The organism is Acidovorax sp. FG27, from assembly GCF_040365715.1.
Taxonomy (GTDB): domain Bacteria; phylum Pseudomonadota; class Gammaproteobacteria; order Burkholderiales; family Burkholderiaceae_C; genus Paracidovorax.
Genome location: NZ_BAABVY010000008.1, coordinates 81,981 through 96,514, shown reverse-complemented (window position 1 = coordinate 96,514; position 14,534 = coordinate 81,981). Strand labels below are relative to the sequence as shown.

The following is a 14,534-nucleotide window of genomic DNA, read 5'->3' as shown; positions in this document are numbered from 1 at the left end:
CGCCGCCGCTTCAGCCGCGCAGCAGGCGGTCCTCGGCCAGCGCCAGGGCCGTGGGGTGGCCGGACACGACCAGCGTGTCGCCCTCGGCCAGCGGCGTGCCGGGGTCGGCGGCCGACATGCGGCCCGTGCCGCGGCGCAGGCTGACCACCTGGGCGCCCACCGCGTGCAGCGCCATCTCGCCCAGCGGGCGGCCCAGTGCCGCGCTGCCCGGCGGCAGGGTGATGGATGCGAGCCGTTCCTGGTCGCGCTCGGAGGCGGTGTCGTCGTCGGCGCCGTGGAAGTAGCCGCGCAGCAGGTTGTAGCGCGCGTCGCGCTGCTCCTGCACGCGCCGCAGCACCCGGCGCATGGGCACGCCCACCAGCGCCATCGCGTGGCTGGCCAGCATCAGCGAGCCCTCGATGGCCTCGGGCACCACCTCAGTCGCGCCGGCGGCCTGCAGGCGGTCCAGGTACTGGTCGTCCTGGGTGCGCACCACCACCGGCACGTGGGCGGCATGGCTGCTGGTGTGCGCCAGCACCTTGAGCGTGGCCGGAATGTCCAGATACGTCACCGCCACGGCGCTGGCCCGCGCCAGGCCCGCCGCCACCAGCGCCTGCAGCCGGGTCGCGTCGCCATACACCACCGAATCGCCGGCGGCGGCGGCCTGGCGCACGCGGTCGGGGTCCAGGTCCAGCGCGAGGTAGGGAATGTTCTCGCGCTCCAGCATGCGCGCCAGGTTCTGGCCGCAGCGGCCGTAGCCGCAGATCAGCACGTGCCGGTCGGTGTTGATCGACGTGCGGGCGATGGTGGTCATCTGCAGCGACTGCTGCAGCCAGTCGCTGGCCACCAGCTTCATCACGATGCGGTTGCTGTGCAGGATGAGAAAGGGCGTGGCCAGCATCGACAGCACCATCGCCGCGAGGATGGGGTTCATCAGCGCGGCGGGCACCAGGCCGTGTTCCTGCGTGAGCGAGAGCAGCACGAAGCCGAACTCGCCCGCCTGCGCCAGGTAGAGCCCGGTGCGCAGCGACACGCCCGTGGTCGCGCCCATGCCGCGCGCCAGCGCCAGGATCACGCCCATCTTCAGCAGCAGCGGCACCACCAGCAGCCCCAGCACCAGGGCCCAGCGCTCCAGCAGGATGTGCCAGTCCAGCATCATCCCCACGGTCACGAAGAAAAGGCCCAGCAGTACGTCGTGGAAGGGCCGGATGTCGGTGCCCACCTGGTGGCGGTACTCGGTTTCCGACACCAGCACTCCGGCGATGAACGCGCCCAGCGCCAGCGACAGCCCGGCCTGCTCGGTCAGCCAGGCCAGGCCCAGCGTGATGAGCAGCAGGTTGAGCATGAACAGCTCTTCGCTCTTGCGCCGGGCCACCAGCGTGAGCCACCAGCGCATCACGTGCTGGCCGCCGGCCAGCAGCACGCCCACCAGCACCGTGGCCTTGAGCAGCGCCAGGCCCATCTCCACCATCAGCCGCTCGGGCGACGAGCCCAGGGCCGGAATCAGCACCAGCAGCGGCACCACCGCCAGGTCCTGGAACAGCAGGATGCCCAGCACCCGGCGGCCGTGCTCGCTCTCCAGCTCGGCGCGCTCGGCCATCAGCTTGACCACGATGGCCGTGCTGCTCATCACCAGCGTGCCGCCCAGCGCCAGCGCGGTCTGCCAGCCGATGTTCCACACGCCGCCCACCCAGCGCGCCAGCAGCAGCATGCCGGCCATGCCCAGCGCCATGGTGAGCGCCACCTGCATCAGTCCCAGCCCGAACACGTAGCGGCGCATGGCGCGCAGCTTGGAGAGGCTGAATTCCAGCCCGATGGCGAACATCAGGAACACCACGCCGAATTCGCCCAGGTGCCGCACGCCCTCCGAATCCTGCGCCAGGGCCAGCGCATGCGGCCCGATCAGGATGCCCGCCGCCAGGTAGCCCAGCATGGGCGGCAGCTTCAGGCTGCGGCACACCACCACCCCCAGCACGGCAGCCAGAAGGTAGAGCAGGGTGAGCGCGAGCGAGGACATGCCCGATGCTAGCCCAGCGCCAGCGCCGGTCGGGGGCCGGTCGATAGAATCGGCCCCCATGTCATCCGCCCCCGCCGCCGTGCCGCCGTTCGACCCCGCCGAGACCCTCCGCCTGGCCCGTGAAACCTTCGCCATCGAAGCCGCCGCGCTGGGCAGCATGGCCGCGCGCCTGGGCGAGCCGTTCGTCGACGCGGTACGCCGCATCCTGGCCACGCCGGGCCGCGTGGTCGTGATGGGCATGGGCAAGAGCGGGCACGTGGGCCGCAAGATCGCCGCCACGCTCGCCTCCACCGGCACGCCGGCCTTCTTCGTGCACCCGGCCGAGGCCAGCCACGGCGACCTGGGCATGGTCACGCAGGGCGACCTGGTGCTGGCCATTTCCAACAGCGGCGAAAGCAACGAGCTCACCGTGCTGCTGCCCGTGCTCAAGCGCCTGGGCGCCGCGCTGATCGCCATGACGGGCGGCCTGCAGTCGACCCTGGCGCGGCATGCCGACACGGTGCTGGACTGCAGCGTGGAGCGCGAGGCCTGCCCGCTCAACCTGGCGCCCACCACCAGCACCACCGCGCAGCTGGCCATGGGCGACGCGCTGGCCGTGGCGCTGCTCGACGCCCGGGGCTTCCGGCCCGAGGACTTCGCCCGCTCGCACCCCGGCGGCGCCCTGGGCCGCAAGCTGCTCACGCACGTGGGCGACGTCATGCGCGCGGGCGACGAGGTGCCGCGCGTGGGGCCGCAGGCCTCGTTCAGCGAACTCATGCGCGAGATGAGCGCCAAGCGGCTGGGCACGTCCGCCGTGGTCGGCCCCGACGGCCGGCTGCTGGGCGTGTTCACCGACGGCGACCTGCGCCGCCGCATCGAGGCCGGCGCCGACCTGCGCGGCGCCACCGCCGGCGAGGTCATGCATGCCGGCCCGCGCACCATCGCGGCCGACGCGCTGGCCGTGGACGCGGCCGCCGCCATGGAGCGCCACGGCATCACCAGCGTGCTGGTGACTGACGCCGCCGGCCTGCTGGTGGGCGTGGTGCACATCGGCGACCTCATGCGCGCCAAGGTGATCTGATGGCCGTTGCCGCATCCGCGCTCCCCACCGTCGATCTGCCCCCGCTGCGCCCCGCCCTGCAGCACGACCCCGAGCTGCTGCTGAAGGCGCAGGGCGTGCGCGTCGCCTTCTTCGACGTCGACGGCGTGCTCACCGACGGCAGCCTCTACTTCTCGGAAGCGGGCGAGACGCTCAAGCGCTTTCACACGCTCGACGGCCACGGCATCAAGCTGCTGCAGCGCGCCGGCATCGTGCCGGCCGTCATCACCGGGCGCGACGCCCCCGCGCTGCGCCTGCGCCTGCAGGCCCTGGGCGTGGTGCATGCGCGCTTCGGCACCGAAGACAAGCGCCCCGCGGCCGAGGCCATGCTGGCCGAGCTGGGCCTGGCCTGGAGCCAGGCCGCCGCCATGGGCGACGACTGGCCCGACCTGCCGGTCATGCGCCGCGCCGCCATCGCCTGCGCCCCGGCGCACGGCCACATCGAGGCCCGCGCCGTGGCGCACTACGTCACCCAGGTGCCGGGCGGCGCCGGTGCGGCGCGCGAATTCTGCGACCTGCTGCTGGTGGCCAGCGGCCGCTACGCCGCGCTCTTGGCGGACTACGCATGACCGTCGCCCGCCGCATGCGCCTGAGCTGGGACCGGCTCTCCCTCTACCTGCCCGCGCTGCTGATGGGGCTGCTGGCGCTGGGCACCTGGTGGCTGGTGCGCAACGCCCCCAAGCCGCCCCAGGCCCAGCAGGTCCGCGTGCCCACGCACGAGCCCGACTATTTCATGCGCGGCTTCTCGGTCAAGACCTTCGACGCCACCGGCCGGCTGGAGAGCGACATGCGCGGCGAGATGGCGCGCCACTACGAAGACACCGACACGCTGGAGGTGGACAAGGTCCACATGCGCTCGGTCACGCCGGAAGGCCGCGTCACCGTCGCCACCGCCAACCGGGCGCTCTCCAACGCCGACGGCTCCGAAGTGCAGCTCTTCGGCAACGCCATCGTCACCCGCGAATCGCTGCCCCGCAAGGGCCAGGCGCCCCAGCCCAGGCTGGAATTCCGGGGCGAATTCCTGCACGTCTGGGTCAACTCCGAAAAGGTGCAGTCCGACCAGCCCGTCACGCTCACCCGCGGCAGCGACCAGTTCACCGCCGACCGGATGGACTACGACAACCTCGACCAGATCGTGCAGCTGCAGGGCCGCGTGCGCGGCATCCTGCAGCCCGCGCCGGGCGCCGCCAACCGGCGCTGAAGCGGGCGCCGCGCCCCGCAGCCCTTTCCCTTCCAGGAGCGCACCGCATGAATCCGTCGTCCCCGCTGGTCTTCATCACCGGTGCCTCCAGCGGCATCGGCCAGGCACTGGCCTGGCGCTTTCATCAGGCCGGCTGGCGGCTGGCACTGGTGGCGCGCCGCACGGATGAAGTCAAAACATGGGCCAGCGCCCGTAGAATAAGCGCCGATAGCTATCAAATATATAGCGCAGACGTCTCCCTGCCCGACAGCATCGTCGCCGCGGGCCAGGCCTGCCTGCAAGCCCAGGGCCTGCCGGACGTGGTGATCGCCAACGCCGGCATCAGCGTGGGCATGGACACGGCCGTGCGCGAAGACCTGGACGTGATGGCCCGCACCTTCGCCACCAACAACCTCGGCATGGCGGCCACCTTCCAGCCCTTCGTCGCGGGCATGGTGCAGCGCGGCAGCGGCGCGCTGGTCGGCATCGGCAGCGTGGCCGGCATCCGTGGCCTGCCCGGCCACGGCGCCTACTGCTCCAGCAAGGCCGCCGTGATCAGCTACTGCGAAAGCCTGCGCGGCGAGCTGCGGCCCGCCGGCGTGCGGGTGGTGACGCTCTGCCCGGGGTACATCGACACGCCGCTCACGCGGCAGAACCGCTACGGCATGCCGTTCCTCATGCAGCCGCAAGACTTCGCGGACCGCGCCTACCGCGCCATCCGTGCCGGCGTCAGCTACCGGGTGATTCCCTGGCAGATGGGCGTCGTCGCCAAGCTGCTGCGCATGCTGCCCAACGGCTGGTTCGACCGCCTGCTGGCCGGCCGGCCGCGCAAGCACCGCCAGGGCGGGGGCGCCGGACCGGCGGGCTGAGTCGCCGGAGACGGCGTCGCCTGCCGTGGGCGCGCGATGGGGGCCGCACCGCCGGCTTCTCTCCCCCCTGCCGTTCGGGCATGAAAAAAGGCTCCCGAGGAGCCTTGTCTGTGCAGGGTTGCGAGGGGCGCGATCAGTAACCGCCGCCGCCGCCGTAGCCGCCGCCACCACCACCGTAGCCGCCACCGCCGCCACCACTGCGACCGCCGCCGCCACCGTTGCGCGAACCCGAGCCATAGGGGCTGCGGAAGCCGCCGTCACCCCGGCCGCCGCCACCACCACCGCCGTAACCGCCGCCACCGCCTTCGCGGCCGCCACCACCGTAGCCGCCGCCGCCGCCACCTTCGCGGCCGCCGCCATAGCCACCGCCACTGCTGCGGCCACCGCCGCCGAAGCCGCCACCACCGCCACCGAACCCACCGCTACGGGGCGGGCGGGCTTCCATCGGGCGGGCCTCGTTCACCACGATGCTGCGGCCACCCAGCGACTGGCCGTTCATGCCCTGGATGGCTGCCTGGGCCTCGTCGTCGCTGCCCATCTCGACGAAACCGAATCCCTTGGACCGGCCCGTGTCGCGTTCCATCATCACCTTGGCGCTGGTGACGGCGCCGAACTGGCCGAAAGCCTGTTCCAGATCGCTGTCACGCACGGAATACGGCAGGTTGCCGACGTACAGTTTGTTGCCCATTGAGGGACTCCTCAAAAACACACATTGATGAAGCGATGGAGTCCCGGAAACGCAGCCAGTTAATCACGAAAGATGCCCTATGCGCGAAATGGAAGGAATCACCGCAGACCTCGGCGCGGCCAGGCCGCCCAAAACATTATGCGCCACAAAATCCGCGAAAACGCAAGGGTTTTGGCCTGGGGCGCCAGGGGGGTTCTACCGTGTGGAAACGGGCGCGCAGCGGTTCGTGCGGGCATGAAAAAAGGCCCTCGAGAGGGCCTTTTTCGCGATGCGGGGAACGGCGCGCGGGGCGCCGTGCCGATCTGCCTTGAGGGCTTAGTAGCCGCCGCGGCCGCCGCCGTAGCCGCCGCCATTGCCACCACCGTAGCCGCCGCCGCCATTGCCGCCGCCGAAGCCACCGCTGCGGCCACCGCCGTAGCCGCCACCACCGTTGCCGCCGCCGAAGCCGCCGCTGCGGGGAGGACGGGGCTCCATCGGACGGGCTTCGTTGACCACCAGGTCACGACCGCCGAAGTTTTGGCCGTGCACGGCCTGGATCGCTGCCTGGGCTTCTGCATCGCTGCCCATTTCGACGAAGCCGAAGCCCTTCGAACGGCCGGTGTCGCGCTCCATCATGACCTTGGCGCTGTTAACGGCGCCGAATTGGCTGAAGGTCTGCTCGAGGTCGCTGTCGCGGAAGGAATAGGGCAGGTTGCCCACGTAAAGTTTGTTGCCCATAAGGGACTCCTACACAAAAAACCAAAAAAACGCGATGAGCCTTACGCAATCAACAAACCTGTGACGACTTCAAAGACGCGAAACCGACCAAACACCGCAGCTTGCATTCCTGCAAGGCAGAAAGGCGGAACCATTATCAACCATAGTTTCGCGCCCTGTGGTGAACTTTTTGCAGCACTCGCGCACTTTTGCTGCGTATTTACCCGAACTTTTGGGTCTCCGTTGCCCCTACAATGCCCGCAGTCTTTGGGGAGTAGCTTGCCCTGGCGCCACGGCGCGAGGGAGCACGCATCAACAAACTTGGGCCTCCGTGGCCCATGGTGCCTGCGGCGGCCATCCATGCATGGCGGCTGAGCGAGACCATTGACTGCGCACCGATCCAAGAGCCGGAGTCGGGGCGCAGTCAATGCTGTCTTACCGTTTTTCCGGCCGGATAACGATATCCCACCCCATGGAAGCCTTCTTCGTTTCGACCGCCATCGTCGCCCTTGCCGAGATGGGCGACAAGACCCAACTCCTCTCCCTCGTCCTCGCGGCCCGGTTCCGCAAACCCTGGCCCATCGTGCTGGGCATCTTCGTGGCCACGCTGGCCAACCACGCGCTCGCCGGCGCGGTCGGCGCCTGGGTGACCACGGTCGTCGGGCCGCAGGTGCTGCGCTGGGGGCTGGGGCTGTCGTTCATCGCGATGGCGGTGTGGATGCTCATTCCCGACAAGCTGGACGACGACGAATCGCCCGCCGCGCCGCGCTGGGGAGTGTTCGGCACCACGCTGGTGGCGTTCTTCCTGGCGGAGATGGGCGACAAGACCCAGGTCGCCACGGTCATGCTGGCCGCGCAGTACAGCGCCTATGTCGCCGTCGTCGCCGGCACCACACTGGGCATGATGCTGGCCAACGCGCCCGTGGTCTGGCTGGGCGAGCGCATCACCCGGCGCGTGCCCATCCGCGCGGTGCACGTGATTTCGGCGCTCATCTTCCTGGTGCTGGGCGCCATCGCCCTGCTGGCGCCGGTAGGCTGACCGCGCCGGTCGCCGGTCGCCGGTCGCCGGTCGCCGGTCGCCGGTCGCCGGCCGGACGGGGGCTTTGGTATAGTGCCTCCCGCGCCGATTTGCTTCAGCTTGCGGGCGCTTTACAAGTTCAGCTAAAGACCCGTCCGCGAAGGGATGCGTGCAGGAATGCATGGCCAAAGGCATCCACCGACCCGGCCTCGTTTTTAGCGATGCCGGGTTTTTTCCATGTCCTTCATCGCCACGCCCCAGTTCCTGCACTTCGCGGACACCCTGCCCCTGACCGGCGGCGGGTCGATCCGCGACTACACGCTCGCCTACGAAACCTACGGAACGCTCGACGCCGACGGCTCCAACGCCGTGCTGGTCTGCCATGCGCTGAACGCCTCGCACCACGTGGCGGGCGTGTATGAGGGCCAGCCGCGCAGCGAAGGCTGGTGGGACAACCTCATCGGCCCGGGCAAGCCGGTGGACACGAACCGCTTCTTCGTGATCGGCGTGAACAACCTGGGCTCGTGCTTCGGCTCCACCGGCCCCATGCACCGGCACCCGGACACCGGCGAGGTCTACGGCGCCGACTTTCCCGTGGTCACGGTCGAAGACTGGGTGAATGCCCAGGCCCGTCTGCTCGACCGCCTGGGCGTGCGGCAGCTGGCCGCCGTGCTGGGCGGCAGCCTGGGCGGCATGCAGGCGCTGAGCTGGACGCTGCAATACCCCGACCGCGTGCGCCATGCGGTGGTGGTGGCGAGTGCGCCCAACCTCACGGCCGAGAACATCGCCTTCAACGAGGTGGCCCGCCGCGCCATCGTGACCGACCCCGACTTCCACGGCGGGCATTTCTACCGCCACGGCGTCGTCCCCAAGCGCGGCCTGCGCATCGCCCGCATGATCGGCCACATCACCTACCTGAGCGACGACGTGATGAACGAGAAGTTCGGCCGCCAGCTGCGCGAGGGCCTGGCGCCGCGCTACAGCACGCAGGACATCGAGTTCCAGATCGAGAGCTATCTGCGCTACCAGGGCGACAAGTTCAGCGACTACTTCGACGCCAACACCTACCTGCTCATCACGCGCGCGCTCGACTATTTCGACCCGGCGCTCGCGCACGGCGGCAACCTCACGCTGGCCCTGGCACGCGCCACCGCCCGCTTCCTGCTGGTGAGCTTCACCACCGACTGGCGGTTCTCGCCCGGGCGCAGCCGCGAGATCGTCAAGGCGTTGCTCGACAACCGCCGCGACGTGAGCTACGCCGAGATCGACGCCCCGCACGGGCACGACGCCTTCCTGCTCGACGACGCCCGCTACCACGGCGTCATCGCCTCGTACTTCCAGCGCATCGCCCACGAGCTGGCCGCCCCGGAGACCGCACCATGAGCGACCGACACACCATGCACGCCATCGCCCGCCGGGTGCCGCACGGCGCCCGCGTGCTCGACCTGGGCTGCGGCGACGGCAGCCTGCTCGCCCACCTGCAGCGCGAGCGCGGCTGCACCGGCTACGGCGTGGAGATCGACGACGCCAACGTGCTGGCCTGCGTGCGCCAGGGCGTCAACGTGGTGCAGCTGAACCTGGAGGAAGGCCTGGCCCTCTTCGGCGACAACGCCTTCGACGTGGTGCTGCAGATCGACACCCTGCAGCACCTGCGCAATGCCGAGGTCATGCTGCGCGAGACCGCGCGCGTGGGCAAGAGCGGCATCGTCGCCTTTCCCAACTTCGCGCACTGGCCCAACCGCCTCTCGGTGCTGCGCGGCCGCATGCCCGTCACCCGGCGCCTGCCCTACCAGTGGTACGACACGCCCAACATCCGCGTGGGCACCTTCAAGGACTTTGAAGTGCTGGCCACCAGGAACCGGCTGCGCATCCTCGACGCCTTCGGCCTGCAGGACGGCCGCGAAGTGCGCCGCCTGCCCAACGCGCTCGCCGGCACGGCGGTGTTCCACTTCGAGCACGACTGACCCGGCCCGACCGGCGTGCGGCGCTGCGCGGCAGGCCCGCACTCAGCGGGTGTCGCCGCCCTCCAGCCGGGCCGCCGGGCCCTGCGCCTGTGCCTGCGCGATGGCCCACTCGGCATCGCTGTCGTCCTTGAGCGCCACGCCCGTCGCACCCAGCCGCCCGGCCTGGCGCATCAGCCAGGCCAGCTTGAACGCGGCGGCGGCATGGCTCAGCCCCTCGGCGCGCACGTTGGAGATGCAGTTGCGCTCCGCGTCGCTGCGCCCGCGCCGGGGCGCGTGCGTAAGGTAGATGCCCAGGCTGTCGGGCGAGCTCAGGCCCGGGCGCTCGCCGATCAGCATGGCGCTCATGGCCGCGCCCAGCAGCTCGCCCACTTCGTCGGCCACCGCCACGCGGGCCTGCCGCACCACGACCACCGGCGCCAGCACGGCATCCGGCGGCAGCAGCGGCGCCAGCGCCCGCAGCAGCGGCACGGCGTGGCGCTGCACGGCCAACGACGAGAGGCCGTCGCCCACCACCACGCACAGGGTGGGGCGAACGCCCGCCTGCGCGGCGCGTGCCTGCAGGGCCAGGGCGTCTTCGGGGTGCAGCTGGCGGCCCAGATCGGGGCGGCGCAGATAGGTGGTGCGGTCCTCGGCACGGCTGCGGGCCTGCAGCACCTCGTGCCCGGCCCCCCGCAGCGCGTCGGCCAGGGCCTCGGTGTCCAGCGGAGCGTGGATGGCGTCGCGGGCCATGGCGTGCGCCCAGCCGAAGCGCAGCGCCTCGTCGGTGGGAAGGGCCACGCCGGCGCGGCCGAGCGCGATGCGCGCCGGCGTGGCCTGGCGCCAGTCCTGCCAGGGCATGGGGGTGACCAGGGGCGCGGCGGCCGGGGTCGGGCCGGGGTCTGGGGGGGTACGGGCGGCCATGGCGGTCAAGGGGCGGCCGTGCCCAGCAGATGGGCCAGCGCCAGCGGCGCCGCGCCGCCCTGCAGCCGGCCCTGGGCGGTGGCGAGGCCCTGGCGCTGCAGCCAGGCCTCGAATTCGGGCGCGCGCTGCAGGCCCAGCGTGTCGCGCAGGAAAAGCGCGTCGTGGAACGAGGTGCTCTGGTAGTTCAGCATGATGTCGTCCGCTCCCGGCACGCCGATGAGGAAGTTCAGCCCGGCGGTGGCCAGCAGCACCAGCAGCGTGTCCATGTCGTCCTGGTCGGCCTCGGCATGGTTGGTGTAGCAGATGTCGCAGCCCATGGGCAGGCCCATCAGCTTGCCGCAGAAATGGTCTTCCAGCCCGGCGCGGATGATCTGCTTGCCGTCGTAGAGGTATTCGGGGCCGATGAACCCCACCACCGTGTTCACCAGCAGCGGGTGGTAGCGGCGCGCCAGCGCATAGGCGCGCACCTCGCAGGTTTGCTGGTCCACGCCGTGGTGGCCGCCGGCCGAGAGGGCGCTGCCCTGGCCGGTCTCGAAGTACATGACGTTGTCGCCCACGGTGCCGCGCCGCAGCTGCAGCGCGGCGTCGTAGGCCTCGTCCAGCACGGAAATGCTCACGCCGAAGCCGCTGTTGGTCTTCTCGGTGCCGCCGATGGACTGGAACACCAGGTCCACCGGCACGCCCGCGTTCATCAGCTGCAGCGTGTTGGTGACGTGGGTCAGCACGCAGGCCTGGGTGGGAATCTCCAGGCCCTGGATCAGCGTGTCGAACATGCGGCACAGGTTTTCGAGCGTGGCCATGCTGTCGGACACCGGGTTGATGCCGATCACCGCGTCGCCCGCGCCCAGCATGAGTCCGTCCAGCACCGAGGCGGCCACGCCGCGCAGATCGTCGGTGGGGTGGTTGGGCTGCAGCCGCACGGCGATGCGGCCGGCCAGCCCCAGCGTGTTGCGAAAGCGCGTGACCACGCGGCATTTGCGCGCCACGGCGATCAGGTCCTGGTTGCGCATGAGCTTGCTCACCGCCGACACCATCTCGGGCGTAAGGCCGGGCGCGAGGGCCGCCAGCGCCTCGGGCGTCGCCGAGTCGCCCAGCAGCCAGTTGCGCCAGTCGCCCACCGTCATGTGGCGGATGGGCGCGAAGGCGGCGGCATCGTGCCCGTCGATGACGAGGCGCGTGATGGCGTCGTCTTCATAGGGCACCAATGCCTCGTTCAAAAAGGTGGAAAGCGGCAAATCGGCCAGCACGTGGCGCGCCGCCATGCGCTGCTGCGCGGTGGCCGCGCCCACCCCGGCCAGGTAGTCGCCCGAGCGCGCCGGGCTGGCATGCGCCATCACCTGGCGCAGGTCGTCGAAGGCATGGCCCTGGCCGCCCAGGGTGGCGTGGTAGCGCATGGCGCAAGCTCCTTCCTTCAGCGGGTGGATGCATCCAGCAGGGCGTCGGGCGCGGCCTCGGCGCGGCGGCTGGCGGTAGCAGCGTAATACACCCAGGCCAGCGCCATCAGCGCGAGAAACACCGCTGCCAGCACGGTGTTGAACCACACCATGGCGATCAGGCACACCACGCCCAGCGCCAGCGCCAGCACGGGGAAGAAGGGATAGAGCGGGGCGCGGTAGGGCCGGTGCATGCCGGGCTCGGTGCGGCGCAGGCGCAGCAGTGCGGCCATGGAGACGATGTACATCACGATGGCGCCGAAAACCGCCATGGTCACGATGTTGGCCGTCAGCGTCTGGCCGCCGAACTGCACCCACTCGTCGCTGAAGATCGCCAGCACGCCCACCACGCCGCCCGCCAGCAGGGCGCGGTGCGGCGTGTTGAAGCGGGGGCTGAGCTGGGCGAAGGCGCGGGGCAGGTAGCCGGCGCGGGCCAGCGCGAAGATCTGGCGCGAGTAGCCCATGATGATGCCGTGGAAGGAGGCCACCAGCCCGAAGAGGCCGATCCACACCATCATGTGCAGCCAGCCGCTGTCCGCGCCCAGCAGCGCCTTCATGGCCTGGGGCAGCGGGTCGTTGATGTTCGAAAGCGTGCGCCAGTCGGTCACGCCGCCGGCCATGACCATCACCCCGAAGGCCAGCGCCACCAGCGTCAGGATGCCGGCGATGTAGGCGCGCGGAATGGTGCGCTGCGGGTCGCGGGCCTCTTCGGCCGCCATGGCCGCGCCTTCGATCGCCAGGAAGAACCAGATCGCGAACGGAATGGAGGCGAAGATGCCCGCCACGGTGGCGCCGCTGAAGGTGTCGCTGCCGGCCCAGCCCAGGTGGGCGAACTGCGTCCACGACCAGCCGGGGCTGACCACGCCCATGAACACCAGCAATTCGAAGATGGCCAGCAGCGTGACGATCAGCTCGAACGTGGCGGCGATGCCCACGCCCACCCAGTTCAGCCCAATGAACACCACGTAGGCGCCCAGCGCGATGTACTTGGCGTTGATGGCCGGGAACTGCACGTTCAGGTAGGCACCGATGGCCAGCGCGATGGCCGGCGGCGCGAAGACGAATTCCACCAGCGTGGCGTAGCCCGCCACGAAGCCGCCCGCCGGCCCGAAGGCGCGCCGCGCATAGGCGAAGGGGCCGCCCGCGTGCGGGATGGCGGTGGTGAGCTCGGTGAAGCTGAAGATGAAGCTGGTGTACATGGCGGCCACCAGCACGGTGGCGACGAGAAAGCCCAGCGTGCCGGCGCTGGCCCAGCCGTAGCTCCAGCCGAAGTATTCGCCGGAGATCACCAGCCCGACGGCGATGCCCCAGAGCTGGAAGGTGCCCAGCACCTTCTTCAGGTGCGGCGCGTGGGTGCCGGGGGTGGGTGGTGTGGGCTGGTCGTGCATGGGAGTGCGCCTTGCGGGATGGAGGGTGGCCCCATTGCACCAACGGCGGGCCGTGCCTGCCTATCCCGATCGGGCAAACCGGTGCGCGGCCCCCGTTTTTTTCCGATCAGGGATAGCGACACCGGGGTTTCGCGCGACGGCTGGTGTCTTTCTTGCATCGCTGGCGCCATCCACCGCCCGAATGCTCCACGCCATGGCTGCCCCGCCCACCTCCCGCACTGCCCCGGTGCCCGCCGGCCTGGGCGCCGTGCGCTGGAGGGTGCGCGCCAGCGACGATGTGAACGAGCATGCCGACCAGCTCTCCGACTGGTCGCAGGAATACGACCAGCTGCGCGGCGGCCGCTTTGCCGGACGGGTGCGTGAGCTGTGGCTGAGCGGCCCGCGCCTGCAGGTGTTCCACGAACACACGTCGCAGCCCACCAGCCAGCAGTGCGCGCCCTGGGCCGGGTCGGTCTGGTTCGGCCTGCCCGACGCACGCTGTGCGCAGCCCCTGCATTTCTGCGGCACCGAGTGGCGCACCGACGCCCAGCGCCCCGTGCTGCGGGCCCGCGCCAGCGGCGGCTTCACGCTGCGCACACCGCAAGACTTCGGCATCTACGGCGTGGTCATGGACCAGCAATGGCTCGGCGCCGAAGCCGACGCGATGCAGCTGCGTGGCGCAGCGGCCCTGCTGGCCAGCCCCGCGCATGCCGTGCCGCTGCCGCCGGCCGCGCACGCGGCGCTCTGCGCCACCATCGAGGCCCTGCTGCGGCTCTCGGACGGCGCGGCGGAGTCCGCCTGCACCGAGCGCCACCAGGCGCTGGCCCGGCAACTGCTGCGGCTGCTGTGCGGCGACGCCGCCGCGGTGGATGCCGCTTGCGCCGCGCCCCGGGGCAGGGCGCAACGCCGCTTCGCCCTGGTAATGGCCGCGCGCGCCTGGGCGTGCCAGCCGTGCGCCGAGGGCGACGAGGCCCGCGACCTGCCGGCGCTGTGCGAGCACCTGCACGTCACCCGGCGCACGCTGCAGAACCACTTCCATGCGGTGCTGGGGCAGTCGCCCGCCGAGTTCCTCAAGGCCGTGCGGCTCAACGCCTGCCGGCGGGCCCTGCGCACCGCCGCGCCGGGCGACACGGTGCAGGACACGGCCGCGCGCTGGGGCTTCTTCCACATGGGCCATTTCTCGCAGGACTACAAATCCCTCTTCGGCGAAGCGCCTTCGCACACCCTGCGCCAGCACGCGGGGCAGAGTCGGTAGCACAATCGTCCGTCTGGCGCGGCGGTTGTTCGCACCCGGTTGCCGGGGCCGCCGGCGCCGCCCGCCCACCGCACGAAAGAAGAGCCGCCC

The 14,534-nt window shown here is 70.8% G+C and carries 14 protein-coding genes and 1 riboswitch; of the genes, 8 read left to right on the top strand and 6 right to left on the bottom strand.

The genetic code is table 11. The features are described 5' to 3' along the window. Positions 1–10: 10 nt before the first annotated feature. Complete coding sequence (locus ABWV53_RS05590) at positions 11–1,996, bottom strand: monovalent cation:proton antiporter family protein (protein ID WP_353363787.1); 1,986 nt, start codon at positions 1,994–1,996, stop codon at positions 11–13. A 58-nt stretch (positions 1,997–2,054) separates the two neighbouring features. On the opposite strand from ABWV53_RS05590, the gene ABWV53_RS05585 reads away from it, so the two are divergent. From ABWV53_RS05585 to ABWV53_RS05570, 4 genes are read left to right on the top strand one after another with little or no spacing between them, the layout of a single operon-like run. After that, on the top strand, positions 2,055–3,056 hold the full coding sequence (locus ABWV53_RS05585; RefSeq protein ID WP_353363785.1) for a KpsF/GutQ family sugar-phosphate isomerase: 1,002 nt from the start codon (positions 2,055–2,057) through the stop codon (positions 3,054–3,056). Next, complete coding sequence (locus tag ABWV53_RS05580) at positions 3,056–3,643, top strand: KdsC family phosphatase (RefSeq protein ID WP_353363783.1); 588 nt, start codon at positions 3,056–3,058, stop codon at positions 3,641–3,643. The genes ABWV53_RS05585 and ABWV53_RS05580 overlap by 1 nt, the downstream gene beginning before the upstream one ends. After that, a complete protein-coding gene (gene lptC / locus ABWV53_RS05575; protein WP_353363781.1) occupies positions 3,640–4,275 on the top strand; it encodes an LPS export ABC transporter periplasmic protein LptC in 636 nt (211 codons plus the stop codon). The genes ABWV53_RS05580 and lptC overlap by 4 nt, the downstream gene beginning before the upstream one ends. A 47-nt stretch (positions 4,276–4,322) precedes the next feature. Further along, positions 4,323–5,123 carry an SDR family oxidoreductase gene (locus ABWV53_RS05570; RefSeq protein WP_353363779.1) on the top strand — a complete coding sequence of 267 codons (801 nt, stop codon included), beginning with the start codon at positions 4,323–4,325 and terminating at the stop codon, positions 5,121–5,123. 133 nt (positions 5,124–5,256) lie between these two features. Here ABWV53_RS05570 and rbp (ABWV53_RS05565) read toward each other — a convergent pair whose 3' ends face one another. Beyond that, the gene (rbp, locus tag ABWV53_RS05565; RefSeq protein ID WP_353363777.1) at positions 5,257–5,811 is read right to left on the bottom strand and encodes an RNA-binding regulator; all 555 of its coding nucleotides are present in this window, start codon (positions 5,809–5,811) and stop codon (positions 5,257–5,259) included. 315 nt (positions 5,812–6,126) lie between these two features. Then, positions 6,127–6,528, bottom strand: coding sequence for an RNA-binding regulator (rbp, locus tag ABWV53_RS05560; RefSeq protein WP_353363775.1), 402 nt, complete (start codon positions 6,526–6,528; stop codon positions 6,127–6,129). 236 nt (positions 6,529–6,764) lie between these two features. Then, positions 6,765–6,880, top strand: a riboswitch (yybP-ykoY riboswitch). Positions 6,881–6,979: 99 nt separating this feature from the next. Between rbp (ABWV53_RS05560) and ABWV53_RS05555 the strand changes: the two genes are divergently transcribed. The 3 genes from ABWV53_RS05555 (at position 6,980) to metW (ending at position 9,489) form a co-directional block, all read left to right on the top strand. Beyond that, positions 6,980–7,546: a TMEM165/GDT1 family protein gene (locus tag ABWV53_RS05555; protein WP_353363773.1), complete on the top strand. Its 567-nt coding sequence runs from the start codon at positions 6,980–6,982 to the stop codon at positions 7,544–7,546. A 216-nt stretch (positions 7,547–7,762) separates the two neighbouring features. Further along, positions 7,763–8,908 carry a homoserine O-succinyltransferase MetX gene (gene metX / locus ABWV53_RS05550; protein ID WP_353363771.1) on the top strand — a complete coding sequence of 382 codons (1,146 nt, stop codon included), beginning with the start codon at positions 7,763–7,765 and terminating at the stop codon, positions 8,906–8,908. After that, positions 8,905–9,489, top strand: coding sequence for a methionine biosynthesis protein MetW (gene metW, locus ABWV53_RS05545; protein WP_353363769.1), 585 nt, complete (start codon positions 8,905–8,907; stop codon positions 9,487–9,489). Before metX ends, metW begins: the two co-directional genes overlap by 4 nt. A gap of 42 nt (positions 9,490–9,531) precedes the next feature. On the opposite strand, the gene eutC is transcribed toward metW, so the two are convergent. The 3 genes from eutC to eat are packed head-to-tail and all read right to left on the bottom strand — an operon-like array spanning position 9,532 to position 13,210. Further along, the gene (eutC, locus tag ABWV53_RS05540; RefSeq protein WP_353363767.1) at positions 9,532–10,389 is read right to left on the bottom strand and encodes an ethanolamine ammonia-lyase subunit EutC; all 858 of its coding nucleotides are present in this window, start codon (positions 10,387–10,389) and stop codon (positions 9,532–9,534) included. Positions 10,390–10,394: 5 nt separating this feature from the next. Then, positions 10,395–11,783, bottom strand: a complete 1,389-nt coding sequence (locus ABWV53_RS05535) for an ethanolamine ammonia-lyase subunit EutB (protein WP_353363765.1) — start codon at positions 11,781–11,783, stop codon at positions 10,395–10,397. 17 nt (positions 11,784–11,800) lie between these two features. Further along, complete coding sequence (eat, locus tag ABWV53_RS05530) at positions 11,801–13,210, bottom strand: ethanolamine permease (RefSeq protein WP_353363763.1); 1,410 nt, start codon at positions 13,208–13,210, stop codon at positions 11,801–11,803. 193 nt (positions 13,211–13,403) lie between these two features. Here eat and ABWV53_RS05525 point away from each other — a divergent pair, with 193 nt between their 5' ends. Then, entirely contained in the window at positions 13,404–14,444 is a 1,041-nt protein-coding gene (locus tag ABWV53_RS05525) for a helix-turn-helix domain-containing protein (RefSeq protein ID WP_353363761.1), read from the top strand. Positions 14,445–14,534: the final 90 nt, after the last annotated feature.